Source organism: Pyrinomonas methylaliphatogenes, assembly GCF_000820845.2.
GTDB classification, from domain to species: domain Bacteria; phylum Acidobacteriota; class Blastocatellia; order Pyrinomonadales; family Pyrinomonadaceae; genus Pyrinomonas; species Pyrinomonas methylaliphatogenes.
Genome location: NZ_CBXV010000008.1, coordinates 934,025 through 956,506 on the forward strand (window position 1 = coordinate 934,025; position 22,482 = coordinate 956,506).

Annotated in this window: 25 protein-coding genes; all 25 read left to right on the forward strand. The window is 61.5% G+C overall.

Translation table 11 applies throughout. From position 1 onward, the window contains the following. Nucleotides 1-58 precede the first annotated feature (58 nt). The 25 genes from PYK22_RS15220 to hypF all read left to right on the forward strand — a co-directional run bounded on the left by PYK22_RS15220 (nucleotide 59) and on the right by hypF (nucleotide 22,254). A complete protein-coding gene (locus tag PYK22_RS15220) occupies nucleotides 59-277 on the forward strand; it encodes a heavy-metal-associated domain-containing protein (protein WP_041978557.1) in 219 nt (72 codons plus the stop codon). 31 nt (nucleotides 278-308) lie between these two features. Next, nucleotides 309-1,247, forward strand: a complete 939-nt coding sequence (epsC, locus tag PYK22_RS15225; protein ID WP_041978559.1) for a serine O-acetyltransferase EpsC — start codon at nucleotides 309-311, stop codon at nucleotides 1,245-1,247. 129 nt (nucleotides 1,248-1,376) lie between these two features. Next, on the forward strand, nucleotides 1,377-2,402 hold the full coding sequence (locus tag PYK22_RS15230) for an NADH-quinone oxidoreductase subunit B family protein (protein WP_041978562.1): 1,026 nt from the start codon (nucleotides 1,377-1,379) through the stop codon (nucleotides 2,400-2,402). Nucleotides 2,403-2,411: 9 nt separating this feature from the next. Next, nucleotides 2,412-4,226 (forward strand): PAS domain-containing sensor histidine kinase, encoded by a 1,815-nt coding sequence (locus PYK22_RS15235; protein WP_041978564.1) that lies wholly within the window; start codon nucleotides 2,412-2,414, stop codon nucleotides 4,224-4,226. Between the two features lie 43 nt (nucleotides 4,227-4,269). Further along, complete coding sequence (locus tag PYK22_RS15240) at nucleotides 4,270-4,920, forward strand: response regulator (protein ID WP_041978566.1); 651 nt, start codon at nucleotides 4,270-4,272, stop codon at nucleotides 4,918-4,920. Nucleotides 4,921-5,157: 237 nt separating this feature from the next. Continuing rightward, nucleotides 5,158-6,069 (forward strand): hypothetical protein, encoded by a 912-nt coding sequence (locus tag PYK22_RS15245; RefSeq protein ID WP_211197732.1) that lies wholly within the window; start codon nucleotides 5,158-5,160, stop codon nucleotides 6,067-6,069. 229 nt (nucleotides 6,070-6,298) lie between these two features. Beyond that, on the forward strand, nucleotides 6,299-7,363 hold the full coding sequence (locus PYK22_RS15250) for an NADH-quinone oxidoreductase subunit B family protein (RefSeq protein ID WP_041978568.1): 1,065 nt from the start codon (nucleotides 6,299-6,301) through the stop codon (nucleotides 7,361-7,363). A gap of 17 nt (nucleotides 7,364-7,380) precedes the next feature. Beyond that, nucleotides 7,381-9,180 (forward strand): nickel-dependent hydrogenase large subunit, encoded by a 1,800-nt coding sequence (locus tag PYK22_RS15255; protein WP_041979300.1) that lies wholly within the window; start codon nucleotides 7,381-7,383, stop codon nucleotides 9,178-9,180. Nucleotides 9,181-9,182: 2 nt separating this feature from the next. Next, entirely contained in the window at nucleotides 9,183-10,040 is an 858-nt protein-coding gene (locus PYK22_RS15260; RefSeq protein WP_041978571.1) for a NifU family protein, read from the forward strand. A gap of 58 nt (nucleotides 10,041-10,098) precedes the next feature. Continuing rightward, the gene (locus PYK22_RS15265; RefSeq protein ID WP_235789176.1) at nucleotides 10,099-10,731 is read left to right on the forward strand and encodes a DUF5947 family protein; all 633 of its coding nucleotides are present in this window, start codon (nucleotides 10,099-10,101) and stop codon (nucleotides 10,729-10,731) included. Further along, nucleotides 10,724-11,434 (forward strand): DUF6084 family protein, encoded by a 711-nt coding sequence (locus tag PYK22_RS15270; protein ID WP_041978573.1) that lies wholly within the window; start codon nucleotides 10,724-10,726, stop codon nucleotides 11,432-11,434. Before PYK22_RS15265 ends, PYK22_RS15270 begins: the two co-directional genes overlap by 8 nt. Nucleotides 11,435-11,494: 60 nt before the next feature. Beyond that, entirely contained in the window at nucleotides 11,495-12,547 is a 1,053-nt protein-coding gene (locus tag PYK22_RS15275; protein WP_060635754.1) for a hypothetical protein, read from the forward strand. Then, nucleotides 12,544-12,882: a hypothetical protein gene (locus PYK22_RS17040; RefSeq protein ID WP_060635755.1), complete on the forward strand. Its 339-nt coding sequence runs from the start codon at nucleotides 12,544-12,546 to the stop codon at nucleotides 12,880-12,882. The genes PYK22_RS15275 and PYK22_RS17040 overlap by 4 nt, the downstream gene beginning before the upstream one ends. Beyond that, nucleotides 12,870-13,382: a hydrogenase maturation protease gene (locus PYK22_RS15280; protein WP_041978576.1), complete on the forward strand. Its 513-nt coding sequence runs from the start codon at nucleotides 12,870-12,872 to the stop codon at nucleotides 13,380-13,382. Before PYK22_RS17040 ends, PYK22_RS15280 begins: the two co-directional genes overlap by 13 nt. A 2-nt stretch (nucleotides 13,383-13,384) precedes the next feature. After that, a complete protein-coding gene (locus PYK22_RS18220; RefSeq protein ID WP_268871527.1) occupies nucleotides 13,385-13,516 on the forward strand; it encodes a DUF6893 family small protein in 132 nt (43 codons plus the stop codon). Between the two features lie 93 nt (nucleotides 13,517-13,609). Next, a complete protein-coding gene (locus PYK22_RS15285; RefSeq protein ID WP_041978578.1) occupies nucleotides 13,610-14,188 on the forward strand; it encodes a YceI family protein in 579 nt (192 codons plus the stop codon). A 73-nt stretch (nucleotides 14,189-14,261) separates the two neighbouring features. After that, nucleotides 14,262-14,603, forward strand: a complete 342-nt coding sequence (locus PYK22_RS15290; protein WP_041978579.1) for a hydrogenase maturation nickel metallochaperone HypA/HybF — start codon at nucleotides 14,262-14,264, stop codon at nucleotides 14,601-14,603. Further along, a complete protein-coding gene (hypB, locus tag PYK22_RS15295; RefSeq protein ID WP_041978581.1) occupies nucleotides 14,600-15,289 on the forward strand; it encodes a hydrogenase nickel incorporation protein HypB in 690 nt (229 codons plus the stop codon). Before PYK22_RS15290 ends, hypB begins: the two co-directional genes overlap by 4 nt. A gap of 94 nt (nucleotides 15,290-15,383) precedes the next feature. Next, nucleotides 15,384-15,704, forward strand: a complete 321-nt coding sequence (locus PYK22_RS15300; protein ID WP_041978583.1) for a HypC/HybG/HupF family hydrogenase formation chaperone — start codon at nucleotides 15,384-15,386, stop codon at nucleotides 15,702-15,704. Between the two features lie 99 nt (nucleotides 15,705-15,803). After that, entirely contained in the window at nucleotides 15,804-16,073 is a 270-nt protein-coding gene (locus PYK22_RS15305; RefSeq protein ID WP_041979302.1) for a HypC/HybG/HupF family hydrogenase formation chaperone, read from the forward strand. Continuing rightward, nucleotides 16,070-17,182, forward strand: a complete 1,113-nt coding sequence (gene hypD / locus PYK22_RS15310; protein ID WP_041978585.1) for a hydrogenase formation protein HypD — start codon at nucleotides 16,070-16,072, stop codon at nucleotides 17,180-17,182. The genes PYK22_RS15305 and hypD overlap by 4 nt, the downstream gene beginning before the upstream one ends. A 62-nt stretch (nucleotides 17,183-17,244) precedes the next feature. Then, nucleotides 17,245-18,285, forward strand: coding sequence for a hydrogenase expression/formation protein HypE (gene hypE / locus PYK22_RS15315; protein ID WP_041978587.1), 1,041 nt, complete (start codon nucleotides 17,245-17,247; stop codon nucleotides 18,283-18,285). Between the two features lie 77 nt (nucleotides 18,286-18,362). After that, the gene (locus PYK22_RS15320) at nucleotides 18,363-19,544 is read left to right on the forward strand and encodes an SIS domain-containing protein (protein ID WP_041978589.1); all 1,182 of its coding nucleotides are present in this window, start codon (nucleotides 18,363-18,365) and stop codon (nucleotides 19,542-19,544) included. 117 nt (nucleotides 19,545-19,661) lie between these two features. Next, on the forward strand, nucleotides 19,662-19,883 hold the full coding sequence (locus PYK22_RS15325; protein WP_041978592.1) for a Uxx-star family glutaredoxin-like (seleno)protein: 222 nt from the start codon (nucleotides 19,662-19,664) through the stop codon (nucleotides 19,881-19,883). A 103-nt stretch (nucleotides 19,884-19,986) separates the two neighbouring features. Continuing rightward, entirely contained in the window at nucleotides 19,987-22,254 is a 2,268-nt protein-coding gene (hypF, locus tag PYK22_RS15330) for a carbamoyltransferase HypF (RefSeq protein WP_041978594.1), read from the forward strand. Nucleotides 22,255-22,482 lie beyond the last annotated feature (228 nt).

Sequence of the window (22,482 nt, forward strand, 5' to 3'; positions counted from 1 at the left end):
CCAGCCCTTGAAGCTATAATAGAGACCCAAACGTTCGTCGTACAAGGAGCCCGAAGCGATGCGCGTCGAACTGAAGATCAAGGGGATGCATTGTGAATCGTGCGCCGCAGATATCAAAGAGACTTTGGAAGAGACCGATGGCGTGCGAAGTGCCGAAGTGAGTCTCAACGATAGGGCCGCAATCGTCGAATTCGACGAACGGGTCATCCAGCAAAGCGCCCTCATCAAGAAGATTCAGGATTTGGGCTATCAGGCGACGGTCGCAAACGAGAGCTGAAGAACCGCTCTTCGTCCGATGGAGCAAAGAGATGGATAGAAGGATTGAACAAGCGACAGATGCGCTGATCGAGTCTTATACGGGCGGCGGGATAAAGATCCATCACCTGGACCGACAACCGCTCCCTTCGCATGAAGCGATCATCCGCATGATCGATGTCATGCACGAGCTCGTCTTCCCGGGCTACGCTGGCGCGCAAGGGCTAGCCGGTGGAAGTTTACGCCGCCACGTCGAAGCGCGCATCATGTGGCTCTACGAAGCGCTGACCGAACAGATCAGCCGCGCCATCAATCACGGGCAGAAGATCGGCGCGCACTGCGAAGTGACCGAACGCGAAGCCGCTGATTGCGCCGCAGAATTCTTGGCTCAGCTTCCGCGCGTGCGCGAAGTGCTCGCGACCGATGTGCAGGCGGCATATGACGGCGATCCGGCGGCGACCTGCCTTGACGAGATCATCTTCAGTTATCCGGGCGTCTATGCGGTAATGGTCTACCGATTGGCGCACGAACTCTACAAGCTGCGCGTGCCGCTCATCCCGCGCATCATGACCGAACACGCGCACCATCGCACCGGCATAGACATCCATCCGGGAACGAGGATCGGTTCGCGCTTCTTCATCGACCACGGCACGGGCGTGGTCATCGGCGGCACGGCGATCATCGGCAACAACGTCAAGCTCTATCAAGGCGTGACGCTCGGCGCCTTCTCCTTCGATAAAGACGCCAACGGACAATTGATCCGCAACACGAAACGCCATCCGACCATCGAAGACGATGTGGTGATCTACGCGGGAGCGACGATCTTGGGCGGCGACACGGTGATCGGACGCGGCAGCGTCATCGGCGGCAATGTCTGGTTGACCCATTCTGTGCCGCCGGGAACGCGCGTTCTGCAAGAAGCGCCGAAGCTGCGCATCATCACGCCGGAAGGGACGAAGGAAGAGGAGATCGAATCGGTGGCGAAGAAGTAAGAGACCCTGCATCACGTCTTCAGAGTTTCGCATAGAACGCCCCGATCGAATCGGTGGCGAAGAAGTTAAGATGCGCGATCGTCACACTCCTCTGAGGTGGCGGACTAACGATCAGCTAAAAACCGCACAATGGCCGAAAGCGCTGATGAGATCGTCGTGCTTTGGATCACCGCCGGGCTTGGGTGCGATGGCGAGACCATCGCGCTGACCGGCGCGACGCAGCCGAGCCTCGAAGAGTTGATTCTGGGCGGGCTGCCAGGCATCCCGCGCCTCGTCCTGCACAACCCGCTTCTCGCCTACGAAGTGGGCGAAGAGTTCCTCGCGCCTTTCCATCGCGCCGCGCGCGGCGAAATAGACCGGTTCATCCTCGTCATCGAAGGCTCCATCCCGGACGAGACGAACAAGCCGGAAGGTTACTGGGCCGCTTTCGGCGTGGACCAGCAAACCGGGCAACCGATCACCACGTGCGAATGGATCGACCGGCTGGCACCAAAAGCATGGGCCGTGGTCGCGGTCGGCACGTGCGCCGCCTACGGCGGCATCCATGCGATGGAAGGCAATCCAACGGGCTGCATGGGATTAGCTGATTATCTCGGGTGGGATTGGCGCTCGCGCGCCGGCATCCCGATCGTCAACGTGCCCGGATGCCCGACCTTGCCCGATAACCTGACCGAGACGCTCCTTTATCTGTTGCGCCAAGCGGCGGGGCTGGCGCCGATGATCCCGCTCGACGATCAACTGCGCCCGACGTGGCTCTTCGAGCAAACGGCGCACGAAGGATGCAATCGCGGCGGATACTACGAACAGGCGGAGTTCGGCGAAGAGTACGGCTCGCCTAAATGCATCGTCAAACTGGGTTGCTGGGGGCCGGTGGTCCAGTGCAATGTCGGCCGGCGAAGTTGGCTGGGCGGCGTTGGCGGTTGCGCCAACGTCGGCGGCATCTGCATCGGCTGCACGATGCCGAGCTTTCCTGACAAGTTCATGCCGTTCATGAATCAACCGCCCGGTTCGTTGCTTTCGTCGCACGCGGTAGCGACGTATGGCCGGGCCGTGCACGCGCTGCGGCGTTTCACGCAGGCTTCGCTCAACAAGGAACCTAGCTGGCGACAGAAAAAGCCAGTTCAAGCGGCTGGATCGGATTCGAGAAATCGCTGACCGACGGAAATGAACCGCATGGAAGTGGATCAATCGTGGGGGCAGAAGGCGGAGGATGCGCTCGGGTTGGCGAGCGCATCGGAGGCCGAAAAGCTCCTCGTCATGCTCGCGGCCACCTTCTTCCCGTTCTGTTCGGATTCGGCGAACGATATTCAGTGCGCGGCAGAGATGCCTGATACGACGACGCTCTACCGCACGCTCGTCGAGCAGATCCCGGCCATCCTCTTCACCGCATCGCTCGAAGGTGGGATCAGTGAAGCTTACGTCAGCCCGCAGATCGAACAACTGCTCGGCTTCACGCAAGAAGAATGGTTGAACGATCCAGTGCGTTGGTATCAGCAGATCCACTCGGATGACAAAGCCCGCTGGAGCATGGACGCGGCGCAGATGCTGCTCACGGGAGAGCCGCTGCGCGCCGATTACCGCGTGATCGCGCGCGATGGGCGCGTCGTCTGGTTCCATTGCGAGGTCAAGATGGTGCGCCGCACAGATGGGCGTCCGTGGTTCATTCACGGAGCGGCGTTCGACATTACGGAACTGAAACGGGCCGAAGAAGCTTTGCGCCGCGCAGCGGACGAACTTGAAGCGCGAGTCGAAGAGCGCACGGCAGAGCTTGCGCGCGTCAACGCGCAGTTGCGTTCGGAGATCGCCGAGCGCAAGCGCATCGAGGAAGAACTTCGCCGCGCGCGCGACGAACTCGAAATCCACGTCGAGCAGCGCACCGTTGAACTGGTCAAAGCGAACGAGGCGCTGCTGCGCGAAATCGGCGAACGTCGCCGCACCGAAGACGCGCTGCGCAAAAGCGAAGGGACCTTGCGCGCGTTGTTCGATTGCGCTCCCGATGCGATCATCGTCATAGATCAACGAGGGTACATCCTCCAACTGAACGCGCAAGCTGAGAAGATTTTTCAGTATGGGCGCGATGAGATGCAGAATCAATCGATCGAAGTGCTGCTCCCGGAAGTAGACTGGACCAGTTGGTGCGATCGCGCATTTCACCTTGGCGAATTTGAGTCATGCGGTCAGCGCAAAGATGGGGGGTTGTTCCCCGTCGATGTCCGCTTGAGTCCGACGGAGACGAAAGAAGGGCGCTTGGTGATCGCCGTCATTCGCGACATCACAACGCGCAAACAGTCCGAACGCGAACTGCGCGAGTACGCCTCGCGCTTGAAAACGCTCTCTCGCCGGTTAATGGAAGTGCAGGAGGTCGAGCGCCGGCGCATCGCGCGCGAGCTTCACGACGAAATAGGGCAGACGCTGACCGGCCTGAAGCTGACTTTGGAGATGGGAGCGCGACTGCCGCGCGAAAAACCTCAAGAAGTATTCGGTCAAGCGCTGGAGATGGTCAACGGACTGATGGCGACGACGCGCAAAATCTCTTTGGATCTGCGTCCGGGCGTGCTCGACGACCTAGGACTTCTTCCCGCCCTGATCTGGCAGATCGAACACTACACGGCGCAGACGCGCGTGCGCGTCGAGTTCAAGCATCACGGGCTCGAGGGTCGCCGTCTCCCGCCAGAGGTCGAAACGGCGGCCTACCGCATCGTTCAAGAGGCTTTGACCAACATCGCGCGCCATGCGCAAGTGGATGAAGCTGTGGTGCAAGTTTTGGCCGACGATCAGACGATCTTGATCAACGTCGAAGATCGCGGCGTAGGTTTCGATCCTGAAGTCGTCTTTGCGACGAACGAGACGAGCGGGCTGGCCGGCATGCGCGAACGCGCCGTGTTGCTCGGCGGAAAACTGACGGTCGAATCACGGCCCGGCGGCGGCGCTCGGTTGACGGCGATTTTGAAGACCGGAAGGAACGAGGTCGCCAGCTAAATTGAATCGAAAGCGTTCGGCAGTTTGAGAAGGTTCGTCGGCGATGGTCACGATCGTACTGGCAGATGATCATCACATCGTCCGTCAAGGGGTCCGCGCGTTGCTCGAAGCCGAACCGGACTTCGAAGTCGTCGCGGAAACGGGCGATGGGTTGGAAACGCTTCAAACCCTCGAGCGGTTGAAGCCCAACGTGCTCGTGCTCGATCTGATGATGCCGGGGCTCAACGGGCTCGAGGTCGTGCGCCGCGCGAGCAGATTGTCGCCGCACACGCGCACGGTGATCCTTTCGATGTATGCCGATGAAGCTTACGTGCTCGAAGCATTGAGAAACGGCGCCGCCGGGTACGTGCTCAAGGATTCGAGCGCGACCGATCTGGTGAAGGCCATCCGCGAAGCGGCCGCTGGGCGGCGCTACTTGAGCCCGCCGCTCTCCGATCGCGCAATCGAAGCTTATCGCGAGAAGGCTGCCGCCACGGCCGTCGATCGGTACGAGACGTTGACCGCGCGCGAACGCGAAGTGCTCCACTTGGCGGCGGAAGGTTACACCAACGCCGAAATAGCCGCGCGTTTAGGCATCAGCCAGCGCACGGCTGAAACGCACCGCGCGCACCTCATGCACAAGTTGGGGTTGCACACGCAAGCCGACTTGATCCGCTACGCGCTGCGGCGCGGCATCATCCCGATGGAAGACTGACCGGCAAGTGTGGGCGGAAGATCGCCCGGGCCAACCACAAGGTGGGATGTCTCTTCGCAATCTAGCACCGGAGCATCTGCGTGCGGTTCAAACTGTCCTCATCGAAACGGATCTCACTTCCCTTGATCCCTAAGACGATGAGAAAGCATCGTTGATCGTCGGCGCGCCCTTTTCCGTGAAAGTTCCCCTCGGAAACTGGCTTGAGGGCGAGGGCGGCGGAGTTTAAAATCGGGCGGGATGGAAGAGTCCGAAGCCGTCGTGCGATCCAAATTCATCGGCCCACTGTCAAAGGGCCTGCGCGCCACGGCGTCGCTCTACGATGGGATTGAAAGTTCGTTCGAGGATGCGCGCACGCAACGAAGCTTCGCCGTCTTTCTCGTCTTCATCTTCGCGTTCTCTCTCGTCTTGATCGAAAGCAACAGACAAGGACTGCTGCCTGAAGAACTGCGAGGGCGCATCTCCACCAATCATTTCGGAGCAGTGGCACTGGCCTTCACTTTGCTGTTGATCTTCGAAGTGTTGTCACTCGTCTTCGCTTTGGCCCGTTCAGTGGCCGATTCGATAGGCAAGCAGTTCGAGCTTCTCTCGTTGGTGCTTTTGCGCAAAGCTTTCTTCGAGGTGTCACATTTCGGCGAGCCCGTCGATTGGAAGACCGCTGCGCCCGCCGTGCCGGTCGTCATCGCCGACATGGCCGGCGCGCTGCTCATCTTCGCGGCGACGAGCTTCTACTACCGGTTGCAACGACATCGCCGGATCACCTCGGACGAAGCGGATCAAGCGGGGTTCGTCGCGGCGAAAAAAGCGGTGGCGCTGCTCCTGTTGGGCGCTTTCATTTTGCTCGGAGCGCGAGAGATGCTGCTCATCTGGTTGAGCGCTCCTGATCGCGGCGCGCAACGCTTCTTCGAGATCTTCTACACGGTGCTCATCTTCAGCGATGTGCTGTTGGTGCTCATCGCCTTGTGCTACAGTACGCGCTATCCGGTTGTCTTTCGCAACTCCGGGTTCGCGGCGGCAACCGTCATGATGAGACTGGCGCTGACCGCTCCGCGCTACATCAACGTGCTGCTCGGTTTGGGAGCGGTGCTCTTCTCCATCGCGCTGACGCTCGCCTACAACTCCTACATGGCCAAACTGGCCGAGCGACAGTGAATCCCAACGGGTCTCTTTCCTGTGGTTCGCGGCGCGTCTCAGGCTGAAAAATACGTGCGACGCGCGCCGATAAATACGTAGGTTTACGAATAGACACGGGCGCCGAAGCGCGAGAGAATCCGGCCCGTAACGAAAGCGCGATCCGGCGGGGTTTGGTTGCTTGCTGCAACAAATCCCCATCCGCGCCTTTCGGCGCCGCATATTTCCAAGACCGAGGAGACCAAGCGCAATGGCAGCCGAAGAGATCCCCTACGGACGAAGAACGCAACATGCGCCCGCCGTCAAAGAAGTGCACATCGTCTGGATCACGGCCGGCTTGAGCTGCGATGGCGATTCCGTCGCTGTCACCGGCGCAAGCCAACCGAGCATCGAAGATGTGCTCCTCGGCGCGATCCCCGGGCTTCCCAAAGTCCACCTACACAATCCCGTGCTCGCCTACGAGGTCGGCGAGGATTTCATGCAGTACTACTACAAGGCCGAGCGCGGCGAACTCGATCCGTTCGTCCTCGTCGTCGAAGGCTCCATCCCCAACGAAGAGATCAAGCGTGAAGGCTACTGGGCAGCGCTCGGAACCGATCCGGCCACTGGGCAACCGATCACGACGAGCGAGTGGATCAGTCGGCTGGCGCCCAAGGCTTTCGCCGTCGTCGGCATCGGCACGTGCGCAACCTACGGCGGCATCCACGCGATGGCGGGCAACCCGACCGGCTGCATGGGGCTGGCCGACTATCTGGGCTGGAACTGGCGCTCGCGCGCCGGCATCCCGATCGTCAACGTGCCCGGCTGTCCGGTGCAACCGGATAACTTCATGGAGACGGTCCTTTACCTGCTCTATCAAGCGGCGGGGCTGGCGCCGATGATCCCGCTCGACGATCAACTGCGCCCAAAGTGGCTTTTCGGCAGCACGGTGCATGAAGGCTGCGACCGCGCCGGCTACTACGAGCAAGGCGATTTCGCCAACGAGTACGGCTCGCCTAAATGCATCGTCAAACTGGGTTGCTGGGGGCCGGTCGTCAACTGCAATGTGCCGAAGCGCGGTTGGATGGCTGGCATCGGTGGCTGTCCCAACGTCGGCGGCATCTGCATCGGCTGCACGATGCCGGGCTTTCCTGACAAATTCATGCCGTTCATGGATGAACCGCCGGGAGCGCGCGCTTCGACTGGGGCTTCCGCCGTTTACGGCAGAGTGATCCGCAGCTTGCGCAGCATCACCAACGCGACCGTCAACAAAGAACCGAAGTGGCGGCGACGCGGAACCGAGTTGACGACCGGTTACCGGCCAAGGACCTACTGAAGAAAGGAGCCGCAACGATGAGCACGATGACGAGAACGAAACCCGAAGCGCCAGCCGCGACGCGCAATCTGGTCGAGATGAACTGGGATCCGATCACGCGCATCGTCGGGAGTTTGGGCATCTACACCAAGATCGATTTCAAAAACCGCGAAGTCGCCGAATGCTACAGCACCTCCTCGATCTTTCGCGGCTACAGCATCTTCATGAAGGGCAAAGATCCGCGCGATGCGCACTTCATCACGAGTCGCATCTGCGGTATCTGCGGCGACAATCACGCCACCTGCGCGATCTACGCGCAGAACATGGCTTTCGGCGTGCGCCCGCCTGCGCTCGGCGAATGGATCATCAATCTGGGCGAAGCCGCCGAGTACATGTTCGATCACAACATCTATCAGGATAATTTGGTCGGCGTCGATTTCTGCGAGCAGATGGTCAAAGAGACCAACCCGAGCGTGTGGGAGAAGGCGCAGAAGACCGAAGCGCCGAACGCGGCGCTGCATGGCTACCGCCGGATCAGCGACATCATGACGGCGCTCAATCCGTTCACCGGCGAGTTCTATCGCGAAGCGCTGCTCATGAGCCGTCTGACGCGCGAGATGTTCTGTTTGATGGAAGGGCGACACGTGCATCCTTCGACGCTCTATCCGGGCGGCGTCGGGACGGTGCCGACGATTCAGCTCTTCACCGACTATCTGGTCCGGTTGATGAAGTACGTCGAGTTCATGAAGAAGGTCGTCCCGATGCACGACGATCTGTTCGATTTCTTCTACGAAGCGTTGCCGGGCTACGAGCGTGTCGGTCAGCGGCGCGTGCTGCTCGGTTGCTGGGGATCGTTCAACAACCCGGACGTGTGCGATTACACCTACGAGCGCATGACCGAGTGGGGCAACGCGATGTATGTGACGCCGGGAGTCGTCGTCGATGGTCAACTGGTGACGACCGATCTAGTGAAGATCAATCTCGGCATTCGCATCCTGCTCGGCAGTTCCTACTACGAGGATTGGGAGAACGCCGAGACTTTCGTCCAGCGCGATCCGCTCGGCAACCCCGTCGATAAACGCCATCCGTGGAACCAGACGACCATTCCGAAGCCGCAGAAGCGCGATTTTCAAGACAAATACACGTGGGTCATGTCGCCGCGCTGGTACGACGAGCGGACGGGCGACTATTTAGCGCTCGACACAGGTGGTGGACCGATCGCCCGTTTCTGGGCGACGGCGCTCGCCGGCAAAGTCGATATCGGCTACATCAAAGCGACTGGGCAGAGCGTGAAGATCTACTTGCCGAAGACGGCGACCAAGCCCGAAGTCGAGTTCGAATGGAAGATCCCGAAGTGGTCCAACGCCATCGAACGGGATCGAGCGCGCACATACTTTCAAGCTTACGCGGCGGCGGCGGCGCTCTACTTTTTGGAGAAGGTGATGGCCGAGGTTCATGCCGGAAGGACGAAGACATGGTCCGAGTTCAAGGTGCCGGATGAAGCCATCGGCTGCGGATTCCACGAAGCCGTGCGCGGTGTGCTTTCGCATCATGTGGTGATCCGCGACGGCAAGATCGCCAACTATCATCCATATCCGCCGACGCCGTGGAACGCCAGCCCGCGCGACATCTACGGCACGCCCGGCCCATACGAGGATGCCGTGCAGAACACGCCCATCTTCGAAGAGAACGGGCCGGACAAGTTCAAAGGCATCGACATCATGCGCGCCGTCCGCAGCTTCGATCCGTGCTTGCCGTGCGGCGTGCACATGTATCTGGGCGGCGGTAAGGTGCTCGAAGTGCGTCATTCACCCGTCTTCGGGCCGTTTGGGAAGTGATCATGGAACAGCAGATGCAAGCTTGCGCCCGGCGGATCGAAGAGTTGGTCCAGAGGATCGAGAGTCTCACAGACGCACGCGCGCGCGACGTCGCCGTCGAACTCGTGCAAGAGCTTATGCGCATGCACGGAGCGGCGCTTGAGCGGCTGCTCGAGATCGTCTGGGGGCGAAATGAACCAGAACTCATCGAAGCTTTCGCGCGCGATGATCTCGTCGGTCCGCTGCTTCTGCTTTACGACCTTCACCCGCTGGACCAAGAGACGCGCGTCCGCGAGGCGATCGAGCGCGTGCGGCCATACTTGCGTTCGCATGGCGGCGATGTCGAACTCCTGCGGATCAGCGATGGTGTGGTTCACTTGAGACTTCGCGGCAGTTGCCACGGCTGCGCTTCGTCGGCGCAGACGCTGCGCTTGGCGATCGAAGCGGCGATCTACGAAGCGGCGCCGGAGATCGCCGCGCTCGAAGTCGAAGGCGTCGCGCAACCCGCCACATCTTTTGTGCCGCTCGAAAGCGGGCGGGGCAACGCCAATGGGAAACGGAAGACTCACGGCGTTTGGGAAGAGGTGGAAGCGCCGCTCTCGCTTGCGCCGGGTAGCGCGCGCATCATCGAAGCGCGCGGACGGCGCATCCTCTTCTGCCGTCTGGACGATCGCTTCTTCGCCTATGAAGACCGATGCCCAGCTTGCGGCGGCGCGCTCGATGCCGCGCGTTTCGAAGACGTGATGCTCGTGTGCCCTGTGTGTGGTCGACGCTACGATGTGGTTCGCGCCGGACGTGCGAGCGACGGCGCGAACCCACACCTCGAACCGCTGCCGCTGTTGCTCGAACATGGGCGGGCAAAGATAGCGCTGCCAGCGTGATCGTCTGACTTGGGTGGGCGTGCACTTTGCGAAAGAAGCGAGGCATTTAAGATTGAACGTGGTTTTATCGAGCAATAACGAGCCTTTGGTTGCGCTCCGCCGTTTGATTGAAAGGCGCGACGCACGCGGCGATGAGACATGCGAACTTTGCGGTAGCGTTCTCACCGCGCAACATTCGCACCTGATCGAGATGGCAACCGGTAGGTTGCTTTGCGCCTGTGACGTTTGCGCGACATCGTTCGGAAACGACGGCAAGGCTCGATACCGGCGCGTACCGCAGCGCGTCCGCTTTCTGCCCGATCTCGATCTGACCGACGAGCAGTGGGACGATCTGATGATCCCGATCGGACTGGCCTTCTTCTTCCGAAGCACGCCGCAGAATCGGGTGGTGGCCTTTTATCCCAGCCCAGCTGGTCCGACCGAATCTTTGCTCCCGCTCGAAGCGTGGGATTCGATCGTCGCAGCCAATCCGGTGCTCCGGAGTTTGGAGCCGGATGTCGAAGCGTTGTTGGTCAATCGTCTGCGTGAGGCCGAGTATTACATCGCTCCCATCGATGAATGCTACCGTCTCGTCGGGCTGATCCGTCTTCATTGGCGAGGGCTTGGCGGCGGAGCGCGCGTGTGGGACGAGATCGCGGCCTTCTTCGATGGATTGCGAAAGCGTTCGCGCGAGGGAGAGGCAGATGCCTGAGCTGATCTTCAGCGTGCAGAAGGCGGAAGCCGTCAAGTTCGCCATCGCGCCGCAGCTCGCTTTCACCTTGCGCATCGAGAACATGGCGCGCGAAGAACCGGTCCAGACGGTCGCGCTCCGTTGCCAGATCATGATCGAACCGGCGCGCCGCCGCTACGCTGTGCGGGAGAAGGAGCCGCTCGCGGAGTTGTTCGGCGAACCGGAGCGTTGGGCGCAGACCGTGCGCCGCATGCTTTGGACGCACGCGCACGTGATCGTCCCGCCGTTCGTCGGCGAAACGAGCGTCGAGCTGTCGGTGCCGTGCACGTTCGATTTCAACGTCGCGGCGACGAAATATTTCGCTGCGCTCGAGGATGGCGAAGTGCCGCTCGATCTGCTGTTCAGCGGGACGGTCTTCTACCGGAACGAAGACGGGGCCTTGCAGGTGGCGCAGATCCCTTGGGAGAAAGAGGCGCGCTTTCTTCTGCCCGTGCGCATATGGCGCGAGATGATGGAGGCTTACTACCCGAACAGCGCATGGGTCTGTTTGGGCCGTGACGTGTTCGACCGATTGCGGCGCTACAAGGCTCGGCGCGGACTGGCGACTTGGGAGCAGACCATCGAATCGCTCCTTGCGCAAACGGAAGAAGAGGACGGGGTGAAAGAATCCTTCGTGACGGAAGAGGCGCGCGCCGAAGACGGCAACGGCGAAGCGGTTCACTGATCGCCTTGAAGCGACGGGCTGGTTCTTTCGACGGGAGCCGATTTTAAAAAGGATGGCGAGATGAACACCGAGATGCTCGATTCGATCGTCAAAGCGATCCTTTACGAAGGTTACATCCTGTATCCTTACCGCCCGTCCGCGCTCAAGAACCGGCAGCGCTGGAACTTCGGCGTGCTCTATCCGGCGAGCTACTGCGCGATGCAATCGGGGACGGATGCGCACGCGCTGCAAGCTGAATGCCTGCTGCTCGGCGATGAGCGGACGCAACTGGGAATCGTCGTGCGCTTCTTGCATCCACTGATGCGTGAAGTCGGCAAGATAGGCGAGCGCGGAGAGGATTGTTGGGAGATAGTGGAAGCGCTCGAAGTCGATGGCCAGATCTTTTACACCTGGCAGGAAGCAGTCGAAAGAAGCGTTCACCTCGTTCTCGGTGCGCTGGGAGAACTGCTCGGAGCGCCTCGCACCGCGTCCTTCAACTTTCCGGCGAACCGTCGAATCGAGTTCATCCGTGATCGGACGGATAGAGCGGTCGGCGTGCTCATCCGAAGGCAACACGCGATCAGCGGCGGCGTCGAAGTCTCGCTCGAACGGCTCGATGCCGGAGTCTTCAAAGCGACGGCGCGCGTCGAGAACCGCACCGCTTTCGACGGCGCCGGTGCGAGCCGCGACGAAGCGTTGCTTCGTTCGCTCGCTTCGGCTCACGTCATTTTCGAAGTGCGAGGCGGCGAGTTCATCTCGCTCCTCGATCCGCCCGCAGAGTTGCGCGCGCATGTCGCCGCTTGTCGTAACGTGGGCGTCTGGCCGGTGCTCGTCGGAGAGCCGGGCGCGCGCGATCTCATGCTCGCCTCGCCGATCATCCTTTACGATTACCCGCGAGTCGCGCCGGAGAGCGCGGGCGACCTGTTCGACGGCACGGAGATAGACGAATTGCTTTCGCTTCGCATCTTGACGCTGACCGATGAAGAGAAGCGCGAGGCGCGCGCGGCGGATGAACGAGCGCGCGCACTGCTTGAAAGAACCGAGAGCTTGCATGCGGGGCAGATGCTCCGGTTGCACGGGGCGATTCGTGAAATGCGCCCCGTCGAGGGCGAAGAAGCGACGGACAAAAGATGAACGAATGGGAGTGGGAACTGATCGAAGCAAAGACCCCGCTCGCCAGCCTATGCGTGCGGGGCGTCGCAGTCCGGCCCGGCGATCGCGTGCGTCTGTGGCCGCAGGGCAACGCGGATATCTTCGATCTAGCGCTCGCCGGAAAAACGGCCACCATCGAAGCGATTGAACAAGACTACGATGGTCGGGTGTTGGTCGCTGTCGTCATCGACGATGATCCGGGGCGAGATCTAGGACTGCTTCGACAGCCGGGCCACCGCTTCTTCTTCTCGCCGGAGGAGATCGAACCGGTGGAGCCTCGCACTCCGCTGCCAGGGGGAGGGAAATGCGAATCTTGATCGCCGGCATCGGCAACATCTTTCTCGGCGACGATGGCTTCGGTTGCGAGGTGATCCGCCGATTGGTCCAACGCGAACTTCCTGCGGGCGTGCGCGTCGTGGATTTCGGGATTCGCGGCTTCGATCTGGCCTATGCGTTGATGGAGCGCAACGATGCGGTGATCCTCGTCGATGCGGTCCCGCGCGGCGAAGAGCCCGGCACGCTTTACACGATCCAACCCGATCTGGACCAGTTGGGCGAGGTGAACATCGAAACGCACGGGATGAATCCCGTCAAAGCGCTCTCGCTCGCCAGCGCGATGGGCGAAAAACCAGCGCGCATCCTGCTGGTTGGATGCGAACCGGCTTGCTTCGACGGCATGGGGCTGAGCCCAGCGGTGGAAGCGGCGGCGAACGAGGCGGTGAGTATGATCGAGGAGTTGATCGCGGAGTTCGCCCGCGAGAGCGCACACGAGGGCGAACGGATGGAAGATCGCCGAAGCGGGAAAGGAGGAAGATGAAGATGGGCGAGAAGCGAGGATCTGGAAACGTGATCTGGAAGTTGCTCGGCGGCGCGGCCTTGGCGCTCGTCGTCGCCGGCTTGATCGTCACCTATCCGGACATCAAACGTTACGTGAAGATCAGCACCATGTGAGTCGAAACGCTGAGGCGCGAGCTTCGACGTGGAGCCTCGGCCCGCAGTCATCCGCGCTTGATCGATGTTCGGCTATGGGAGAGTCGACGCGAAATGTCTGAAGTCGTCGGGCGCGAAGAAGGTGAAGCGACGTATCTGTTCGATGCGCCTACGAGCCGCATCACCGTGCGCGTTTCCGCCACCGGGTTGCTTTCGGCTTTCGGCCACAGCCCGACGCTCACCTTCCGCGATCTCGCGGGCGAGGCGCGTTTCGATCCCGCGCACCCGGATAAGGCTCGGCTCCGCGTGCGCGTTCGGGCCGATTCGCTTGAAGTCGTCGAAGGAGTCAACGATCGTGATCGCGCGGAGATCGAGCGGCGAGCGCGCGAGGAGGTCCTCAAGACCGAGCGCTATCCGGAAATAATCTTTGAAAGCCGCAAGATCGCGGTCGAAAGGATCTTCGAGGGCCATTACGTCGCCCGGATCATCGGCGAACTGACGCTTTGCGGGGGCGCGCGCCCGTGCGAGATTCAAGCTCGCGTATTTGCCAACGAAAGTATGCTGCGTGCGAGCGGCGAATTTTCGCTCCGACAATCCGCGTTCGGCATCAAACCGGTGACCGCTTTGGGCGGAGCGATCAAGGTCAAGGACGAGGTGCGCATCTCATTCGAGGTCGTCGCGCGGCAAGCGTGAATGTTCGGCGGTGGCCTGAACCGGGTCAGAAAGTGGGCGCGTTATGCGCTTGCTTGGAGATATGGCGTGAGCCATGCATGAGTTATCCATCGCCCTAAGCATCGTTGATCTTGCTGCCGAAGAAGCAGATCGGCGCGGCGTCAAAGTCAACGCCGTGCACTTACGCCTCGGGCCGCTCGCGGGAGTCGTCAAGGACGCGCTTCTTTTCTCATACGATCTCGCGTGCGAAGGGACGCCGCTCGACAAATCGCGCTTGATCATCGAGGAGGTTCCCGTCGTGGTCCACTGCTCGCGTTGCGAAACGGACCGAGAGCCGATCTCGATGCAGGATCTGCGTTGCTCTGTGTGCGGCGATCCTACCTACGAGATCGTACAAGGCAGAGAGATGGAGATCGTCGCACTGGAGGTCGAATGATGAACGGACCGCGTCTGGTCGAAGTCAGGCAGAAGGTCTTGAAACAGAACGATCTGCTCGCGCGCGCGTTGCGCGAGCGGTTCCGACGCGCCGGCGTGTATGTCGTCAGCCTCGTCTCCAGTCCCGGCTCGGGCAAGACCGCGTTCCTCGAGCGCACGCTTCACGATTTCGCTCGTCGGCACAGCGTGGCGGCGCTGGTTGGCGATCTGGCAACCGAAAACGACGCGCAACGGCTGCGTCGTAGCGGCGCGTGCGTGCGGCAGATCACGACCGGGACGGTGTGCCATCTGGATGCGGCGATGATCGAGCGCGCGCTCGAGGATTGGAGGCTGGAAGAACTCGATTTCCTCTTCATCGAGAACGTCGGCAACCTCGTCTGCCCCGCAAGCTACGATCTCGGCGAAGAACTGCGCTTCGTGTTAATGTCTGTGACCGAAGGCGAAGATAAACCGCTCAAGTACCCGACCATCTTCAACACGGCGGATGTGACCGTGTTGACGAAGATCGATCTGGCGACAGCGGTTGAATTCGATCTCGAAGCGGCGAAGGAGAACATTCGTGCCGTTCGTCCCGGCATGCGCATCTTCGAGGTTTCGGCGAAGACCGGAGCCGGGATGATCGAGTGCTGGCGTTACCTTGAAGAGCGTCGCGACGAAGCGCGCGCCGGTTCCGCCCTTTCGGCCTAGGCTCGGAGCGCTGCGCTCGTTCTTTCCAGCGTCGCCAGTCGGCGAAGTTCGGCACGCCCGACCTATTTCGATTTGAGAGGAGCATGGTTCGAGCATGTGTTTAGCGATCCCCGGTCAAATAGTCAGACTGCTCGACGACGAGGGCCATTACGCCGTGGTCGATGTCTCAGGCGTGCGACGGACGATCAACATCGGCTTGTTGCGCGAAGATGGCGTCAAACCAGACGATTGGGTGCTGATCCACGTCGGTTTTGCCATGAGCAAGATCAGCGACGAGCAGGCGAAGGACCAGTTGCGCTTGCTCGAAATGCTCGGCGAAGCGAGCATGGCAATCGAAGAGGTGAGCGGCTACAGCTTCGGCGAACGAGCTGAGGGCGACCGAGAGGGCCCCAATCACGAATCGAAGAGCGGGTAGCTAAGGCAAAAGGGTGGCCTTTTGACGAGAGCGAGTCGAGATCTTGTGGCGCCGCCATCCTTGATGGTGACGATGAACAAGCCAGATCGGAGGTGGATCATGTCCGAAGGAGCGAAAGAAGGATCGAGCAAAGCGCCGTCGCAAGTCGGCGAGAGTCATTCGCTCGCCCCGCGCTGCGTCACGTGTCAAGATGAAGCTGTGCCGGTCACGGTCCTTGAGTTGCACGCAGACGCCCAAGCGCTGGTGGAAAATGGTTCGGGCCAGCGCGCGTTGGTGGCGATCGATTTCACTCCGGAGGCCCGCGTCGGAGACATCTTGCTGGTCCATTCGGGCGTCGCCATCGCACGCCTCGACGAGGAAAGATCATGAAGTACGTCGATGAATTCCGCGATCCCGCGTTGATACGCAAGACGGCGGACGAGATCGCGCGCGTGATCGAACGCGATCGTCACTACCGCATCATGGAAGTGTGCGGCGGTCACACCTTCTCCATCTACCGTTTCGGATTGCAGCGCCTGTTGCCCGAAAACATCGAACTCGTGCACGGTCCCGGCTGTCCGGTCTGCGTGCTGCCGATGGGGCGCATGGACGATGGGCTGGCCATTGCCGCACGTCCCGAAGTCATCTTCACAGCCTTCGGCGACGTCATGCGCGTCCCCGGAAGACGGGGGACGCCGCTCGAGATGCGCGCCAAAGGGGCCGATGTGCGCATGGTCTATTCGCCGCTCGATGCGCTGAAGCTTGCGACCGAGAATCCCGATCGTCAGGTCGTCTTCTTCGCCATCGGGTTCGAGACGACGGCCCCATCGACGGCGCTCACGCTCTTGCGCGCGCGTTCGTTGAACGTAGACAACTTCAGCGTCTTCTGCAATCACGTGTTGATCCTGCCGGCGATTCGCGCCATTCTCGATTCGCCCGATATGAGGATCGACGGCTTCATCGGCCCCGGCCATGTCTCGACCGTAATTGGCGCACGCCCCTACGAGTTCATCGCGCGCGAGTACGGGAAGCCCGTAGTCATCTCGGGATTCGAGCCGCTGGACCTGTTGCAATCCATCCTCATGCTCATCAAACAGCTCAACCAAGGGCGCGCCGAGGTTGAGAACCAGTACGCGCGCGTCGTCCCGTGGGATGGGAACCGCCCCGCTTTGCGCGCGCTGGCCGAAGTCTTCGCGGTGCGCCCATTCTTCGAGTGGCGCGGGTTAGGCTTCATCTCGCAATCGGCTTTACGGCTTCGCGACGAGTTCGCCGCATGGGATGCGGAAACGCGCTTTTCTGTCCCGGGCGTGCGCGTTACAGACCCGAAAGCGGCTCAGTGCGGCGAAGTGCTCAAAGGCGTGTTGCCACCGAACCGCTGCAAACTGTTCGGCAGAGAGTGCACGCCGGAGCATCCAGTCGGCGCGCTCATGGTCTCGTCCGAAGGTGCTTGCGCGGCTTACTACCACTACGTCCACGCGATGGTGACGGCAGGCGATTGACCTGTCGAAGGTCGCGCGAAGGTTCCAGAGCTTCGAATCGTTCGGCGAGAGGGTTGAGCAGGATGGTCGCAGAGATCGTAACAGCGCGTTTCACCGATGAGCGCGTCGAACTCGCACACGGCGCCGGAGGCAAGGCGAGTCGCCGTCTGGTCGAAGGGCTGTTGCTGCCTTACCTTTCAAACGCCATCCTCGACGAACTCGGCGACGCCGCGCATCTCGAAGTTCATGGCGCGAAGCTGGCTTTCACCGCAGATAGCTTCGTCGTCAAACCGCTCGCTTTCCCCGGCGGATCGATCGGCGAGCTGGCCGTCAATGGCACGGTCAACGATCTGGCCGTGTCGGGTGCAAAACCGCTGGCGCTCGTGATGACGCTGATCCTCGAGGCCGGTCTTTCGACTTCCATCGTCGAACGCGAAATCGCTGCCATGGCCGAAGCCGCGCGACGGGCCGGCGTGCTCATCGTCGGCGGCGACACCAAGGTGGTCGAACACGGCAAGGCGGATGGTCTGTACATCACGACGGCAGGGATCGGACTGACGGATGCGCGCCTTCATCTCGCGCCATCCAACGTTCACGTCGGAGATAAGGTCTTGCTTTCCGGTCCAGTCGGCGACCACGGGATCACCGTTCTGCTCGCGCGCGGCGAAATAGATCTCGAAGCCGATCTTCGCTCCGATACGAGATCGGTCTGGCCTTTGGTCAGCGCGTTGATCGACGCTGCGGCTTCAAGCGTTCGCTGGATGCGCGATCCCACGCGCGGCGGAGCAGCGACGGCGCTCAACGAGCTGGCGCGCGCCGCGAAAGTGGCCATCGTGTTGGATGAAGAGAGCGTGCCGGTACGCCCGGCGGTGCGCGGCGCGTGCGAGATCTTGGGGCTCGATCCGCTGCACATCGCATGCGAAGGTCAATTCGTCGCCATCGTCGCTCCTGAACGAGCGGATGCGGCGCTAGAAGCTTTGCGGCGCGCGCCCGGCGGCGAAGAGGCCGCTCTCATCGGCGAAATTCAAGAGGCGCCCGCCGGACTTGTCATCGCGCGTTCGGCTTACGGCGGCAGCCGCGTCGTTGACATGCTCGTCGGCGATCCGCTGCCGCGCATATGCTGAGCGGTTCACTGGACCAGTCGCGTTGTGGATCGCGAGATGAACCGAAGCGTTTGCCGATCTTCAACGATTAAAGGGCGATGAAGGAAGCGATGCTCCATCGCTGGATCGAGGAACGATTGCTGGAGCGCAATCGCGTCTCGCAAGCGTTCTTTCCGCGCGAAGCGATGCGGTTAGCCGAAGCGTGTCGCCAAATGGCCGAGCGCTTCCTCGAAGGCGGGCGTCTGCTCGCTTTCGGGCGCGGCCCATACGCGACCGACGCGCAGCACGTTTCGGTCGAATTCTTGCATCCGGTCATCGTCGGCAAACGCGCCCTGCCCGCGCTCGATCTCAGCCTGTGTTTCGGCTCGTGGCTCGAAACCATCGCGCGACCGCAGGATATGGTGATGGGATTCGGCCCGCCGGAAGGGGACGATGAAGTGGAGGCCGTTCTGCAAAAGGCACACAACAAGGGAGCGTTGACCTTCGCGCTTCCCGGGCAGCGAGCGGATTACGCGACCGCTGCGCCTTCGGATGATCCCTTCATCCATCAAGAGATGATCGAGATCCTTTACCACACCTTGTGGGAGACGGTCCACGTCTTCTTCGAGCACAGAGAAGTCGCACCGCGCGATGCGGGCGAAGCGTCATTCCTCTACCCATTTCTCGGCGGTCACCAGCGCGACCTCGCCGCTGTCACGGCGGAAGTGGCGGCGTCCATCCTGAGCAAAGCGCGCGAAGACGAACGATTGCGCGTCGAAGCAGCCAAGATGTGCGCCGCGACGATCGCCGATTGCGCGGCGGCGATGGCTGAACGGTTGCGAAGAGGCGGTCGCATCATCGCCTTCGGCAACGGCGGATCGGCGACCGACGCCAACGATTTCGTGCTCGATTGCGTGATGCCGCCACAAGGCGCGATGCGCCCCATCCCTGCCGTCTCTCTGGCGATGGAGCCCGCCGTGTTGACGGCGGTCGCCAACGATGTCGGTCAAGAAGTGATCTTCTTGCGCCAACTCATCGCGCACGCGCGAACGGAAGACATCGCTTTGGCCATCTCCACGAGCGGGGGATCGAAAAACATCATCATCGCGCTCGAAGAGGCGCGCCGTCGCGGCATGCTGACCGTCGGATTGCTCGGCTACGACGGCGGCGAGATCGTCCGCCGGCGATTGGTCGATTTCGCGCTCGTCGTCCGTTGCGATTACATCCCGCGCATTCAAGAGACGCAAGCGTCGATCTATCACACGCTGCGCGAAGCGCTGGACCGACTCTCGGCGGATTGAAAGCGCTCTCGCCGCGCGAGGTTGAGCGAACGGTGGCGAGAGGATGATCGATGATGGTGGAACGTAGCGATCGACGGGCCAAAGTTCATCACATCGAAGGGTGATCGAGGCCGAGTGATGTTGGAACTTTACGGCACGCGAAGTTGTCCGTACACGGCTGAGCTGCGCGCCGATCTCGAATGGCGCGGCGAAAGCTTCGTCGAATACGATGTCGAACTCGACCAGGAAGCTTTGCGCCGCATGCTCGAGCTGACCGGAGGCAATCGCATGGTGCCCGTGCTGGTCAAAGAGGGCCGCGTCATACAGACGGGATGGCAAGGGCGTGGCTGTTACATCTAAAGCCACTTCGCAAAAGGCGGAAGGGCGGCGATCCGACTCTCGACTTGCTTGCCATCGCTAAACACGGAGATCGCTGTACATCTTCACCATTCGACGATGGCCGATGGCTCTTAAAGTCCAAACGAATCAGCAAGCGGTGCGCGTTCGCGTGCGCGGCGTCGTTCAAGGGGTCGGCTTTCGCCCGTTCGTCTACCGCGAAGCCACGCGCTTGGGACTTGCGGGATGGGTGCTCAACGGCGAACAGGGCGTCGAGATCCATCTTGAAGGAGAAGCCGCGCGCATCGAGCTGTTCTTGGCCGCGCTCGAAAAGCGCCCGCCCTCAGCCGCGCGCATCGCCGCAATCGAAACGGAGCGCGTTCAACCCTGCGGTTGCGCCGGGTTCAGCATTCGCGAGAGCGAAAAACGTGATCACCCGACGGTGCGCGTCTCGCCCGATCTGGCGATCTGCGAAGCTTGTTTGCGCGAGTTGTTCGACCCGCGCGACCGGCGTTTCCGCTACCCTTACATCAACTGCACTGATTGCGGCCCGCGCTATTCGATCACGCTCGGACTGCCTTACGATCGCCCACAGACCACGATGCGCGCGTGGCCGCTGTGCGATGATTGCGCGCGCGAATATCACGATCCGCGCGACCGGCGCTTTCACGCGCAGCCGGTGGCGTGCCCGCGTTGCGGTCCGCGTTACAAGCTTCTGATCGGAGCGGAGACGATCGAGGACGCGCCGATCGCGGCGGCTGCGCGATTGTTGCGCCGAGGGGGCATCGTCGCCGTGAAAGGCATCGGCGGTTACCACCTCGCTTGCGATGCGCTGAACGCCGCGGCGGTGCAAGCGTTGCGCGAGCGCAAGTTCCGCAAAGAGAAGCCCTTCGCTCTGATGGTGCGCGATCTCGATCTGGCACGGCGTCTCGTCGAACTGACGGATGATGCAGTGCGCATGCTCGTGTCGGTCGCGCGCCCCATCGTCCTCTGTCCGGCGCGGCAGGTGATCGAAGGCGTCGCGCCAGAGAACTGCGATCTGGGGATCATGCTCCCTTACGCCCCTTTGCATCACCTTTTGTTCGCCGCAGGCGCGCCGCCCGTGCTCGTCATGACCAGCGCCAACCGGTCCAGCGAACCCATCGCTTACGAGGACGAAGACGCGCGCGATCGCCTTGCGGGAATCGCCGACGCCTTACTCATCGGCGAACGCCCCATCGCGCGGCGCGTCGATGATTCCATCACGCGCGACACGGTTTTCGGGCCGCAAGTGCTTCGTCGTGCGCGCGGCTATGCGCCCGCGACGGTAACGATGTTGCCGACGAAGCGCACGATCCTCGCCGTCGGAGCCGATCTGAAAAATTCCATCACGCTCGTCGTGCGCGGACAGGCCATCGTCAGCCAGCACATCGGCGACCTCGACCATTTCGCCGCCCGCCGCGCTTTCGCTGAGACGATACGCGATCTGTGCGCGCTCTACGAGGTGGACGAACGCGATCTGGTGATCGCGCACGATGCGCATCCGCAGTATTTTTCGACCGAATACGCCGTCGGTCGCGCGAGCACGGTGATCCCCGTGCAACATCATCGCGCGCACGTCGCGAGCGTGCTGGCCGAGCGCGAAGCGTGGGAGACGCGCGTCATCGGTTTCGCGTTCGACGGCACAGGCTACGGCGATGACGGCGCCATTTGGGGCGGCGAGATCTTCGCCGGAAGCCTGCGCGAAGGTTTCAAGAGGGTCGCCCATTTACGCGCGGCGTCGCTGCCCGGCGGCGATGCCGCCGCTCGCTGGCCCAGTCAGGCTGCCGCCGGTTTCCTCGCCGCGTTCGACGACGCAATGCTTTCGCCCCTCAGCGATCAGCTCGGACGCAGATTCGCTCTCGCGTTGAGTTTGGCGCGAAAGAACGTGCGCTCTTTCCCGACGACATCTATGGGACGCCTCTTCGATGCGGTGGCCGCCGTGCTCGGATTTGCGCGCGAGACGAGCTTCGAAGCGCAGGCGGCGATGTGGCTCGAATACACAGCACGTCAAAGCCCTCCAGTTCCACCCTACCCTTTCCCTTTCACGGGCAAAGAATTGGACCATCGCCCGCTGCTTGCAAACATCATCGCCGACTGGCGGCGCGGTCGCCCCGTTCAAGAGATCGCGCGTGCTTTTCACGCGAGCGTCGCACACGCGGTTGCAGAAGCGAGCCTTGCGCTCTCCGCAGAATTCGGCACGAAGACGATCGTTCTCTCCGGCGGCGTCTTTCAAAACTCCCTGCTGCTCGAAGAGATCGCCGCGCGGCTCGACCGATGCGCGTCACTTCGGATCTGGTGCAATCGAGAGGTTCCGCCGAACGACGGCGGCATAAGCCTCGGACAGGCCGCCAGCGCCGCTTTTCAGGATATATAAAGAACTTATAAAGATCCGCCCTCTCCTAAACGATCCGATCGACGAAGAGATCGGGGGCGTCGCCTCTACGCCCCGCCGATTTGGCCCTAATTCAGAGGAAAACGCGACGCTCCGCCGCGCACTAAGTCAACACCTTACGATGCGCGGAAAGCGATTTAAATTATTAATGAAACCATACGGACAATTTGTTGTTATCATTGTTGCTTCTATTCACTTGGGCGATCTCTT

Bases quoted from the DNA above. Each gene is read 5' to 3' on its own strand.
- hypE (WP_041978587.1), top strand. From the start codon at position 17,245: ATGGTCGCAGAGATCGTAACAGCGCGTTTCACCGATGAGCGCGTCGAA.
- hypB (WP_041978581.1), top strand. From the start codon at position 14,600: ATGATGAACGGACCGCGTCTGGTCGAAGTCAGGCAGAAGGTCTTGAAA.
- PYK22_RS15320 (WP_041978589.1), top strand. From the start codon at position 18,363: ATGAAGGAAGCGATGCTCCATCGCTGGATCGAGGAACGATTGCTGGAG.
- hypF (WP_041978594.1), top strand. From the start codon at position 19,987: ATGGCTCTTAAAGTCCAAACGAATCAGCAAGCGGTGCGCGTTCGCGTG.
- PYK22_RS17040 (WP_060635755.1), top strand. From the start codon at position 12,544: ATGAACGAATGGGAGTGGGAACTGATCGAAGCAAAGACCCCGCTCGCC.
- PYK22_RS15300 (WP_041978583.1), top strand. From the start codon at position 15,384: ATGTGTTTAGCGATCCCCGGTCAAATAGTCAGACTGCTCGACGACGAG.
- PYK22_RS15230 (WP_041978562.1), top strand. From the start codon at position 1,377: ATGGCCGAAAGCGCTGATGAGATCGTCGTGCTTTGGATCACCGCCGGG.
- PYK22_RS15220 (WP_041978557.1), top strand. From the start codon at position 59: ATGCGCGTCGAACTGAAGATCAAGGGGATGCATTGTGAATCGTGCGCC.
- hypD (WP_041978585.1), top strand. From the start codon at position 16,070: ATGAAGTACGTCGATGAATTCCGCGATCCCGCGTTGATACGCAAGACG.
- PYK22_RS15270 (WP_041978573.1), top strand. From the start codon at position 10,724: ATGCCTGAGCTGATCTTCAGCGTGCAGAAGGCGGAAGCCGTCAAGTTC.
- PYK22_RS15250 (WP_041978568.1), top strand. From the start codon at position 6,299: ATGGCAGCCGAAGAGATCCCCTACGGACGAAGAACGCAACATGCGCCC.
- PYK22_RS15290 (WP_041978579.1), top strand. From the start codon at position 14,262: ATGCATGAGTTATCCATCGCCCTAAGCATCGTTGATCTTGCTGCCGAA.
- PYK22_RS15285 (WP_041978578.1), top strand. From the start codon at position 13,610: ATGTCTGAAGTCGTCGGGCGCGAAGAAGGTGAAGCGACGTATCTGTTC.
- PYK22_RS18220 (WP_268871527.1), top strand. From the start codon at position 13,385: ATGGGCGAGAAGCGAGGATCTGGAAACGTGATCTGGAAGTTGCTCGGC.
- PYK22_RS15240 (WP_041978566.1), top strand. From the start codon at position 4,270: ATGGTCACGATCGTACTGGCAGATGATCATCACATCGTCCGTCAAGGG.
- PYK22_RS15255 (WP_041979300.1), top strand. From the start codon at position 7,381: ATGAGCACGATGACGAGAACGAAACCCGAAGCGCCAGCCGCGACGCGC.
- epsC (WP_041978559.1), top strand. From the start codon at position 309: ATGGATAGAAGGATTGAACAAGCGACAGATGCGCTGATCGAGTCTTAT.
- PYK22_RS15280 (WP_041978576.1), top strand. From the start codon at position 12,870: ATGCGAATCTTGATCGCCGGCATCGGCAACATCTTTCTCGGCGACGAT.
- PYK22_RS15305 (WP_041979302.1), top strand. From the start codon at position 15,804: ATGTCCGAAGGAGCGAAAGAAGGATCGAGCAAAGCGCCGTCGCAAGTC.
- PYK22_RS15275 (WP_060635754.1), top strand. From the start codon at position 11,495: ATGAACACCGAGATGCTCGATTCGATCGTCAAAGCGATCCTTTACGAA.
- PYK22_RS15325 (WP_041978592.1), top strand. From the start codon at position 19,662: ATGTTGGAACTTTACGGCACGCGAAGTTGTCCGTACACGGCTGAGCTG.
- PYK22_RS15245 (WP_211197732.1), top strand. From the start codon at position 5,158: ATGGAAGAGTCCGAAGCCGTCGTGCGATCCAAATTCATCGGCCCACTG.
- PYK22_RS15235 (WP_041978564.1), top strand. From the start codon at position 2,412: ATGAACCGCATGGAAGTGGATCAATCGTGGGGGCAGAAGGCGGAGGAT.
- PYK22_RS15260 (WP_041978571.1), top strand. From the start codon at position 9,183: ATGGAACAGCAGATGCAAGCTTGCGCCCGGCGGATCGAAGAGTTGGTC.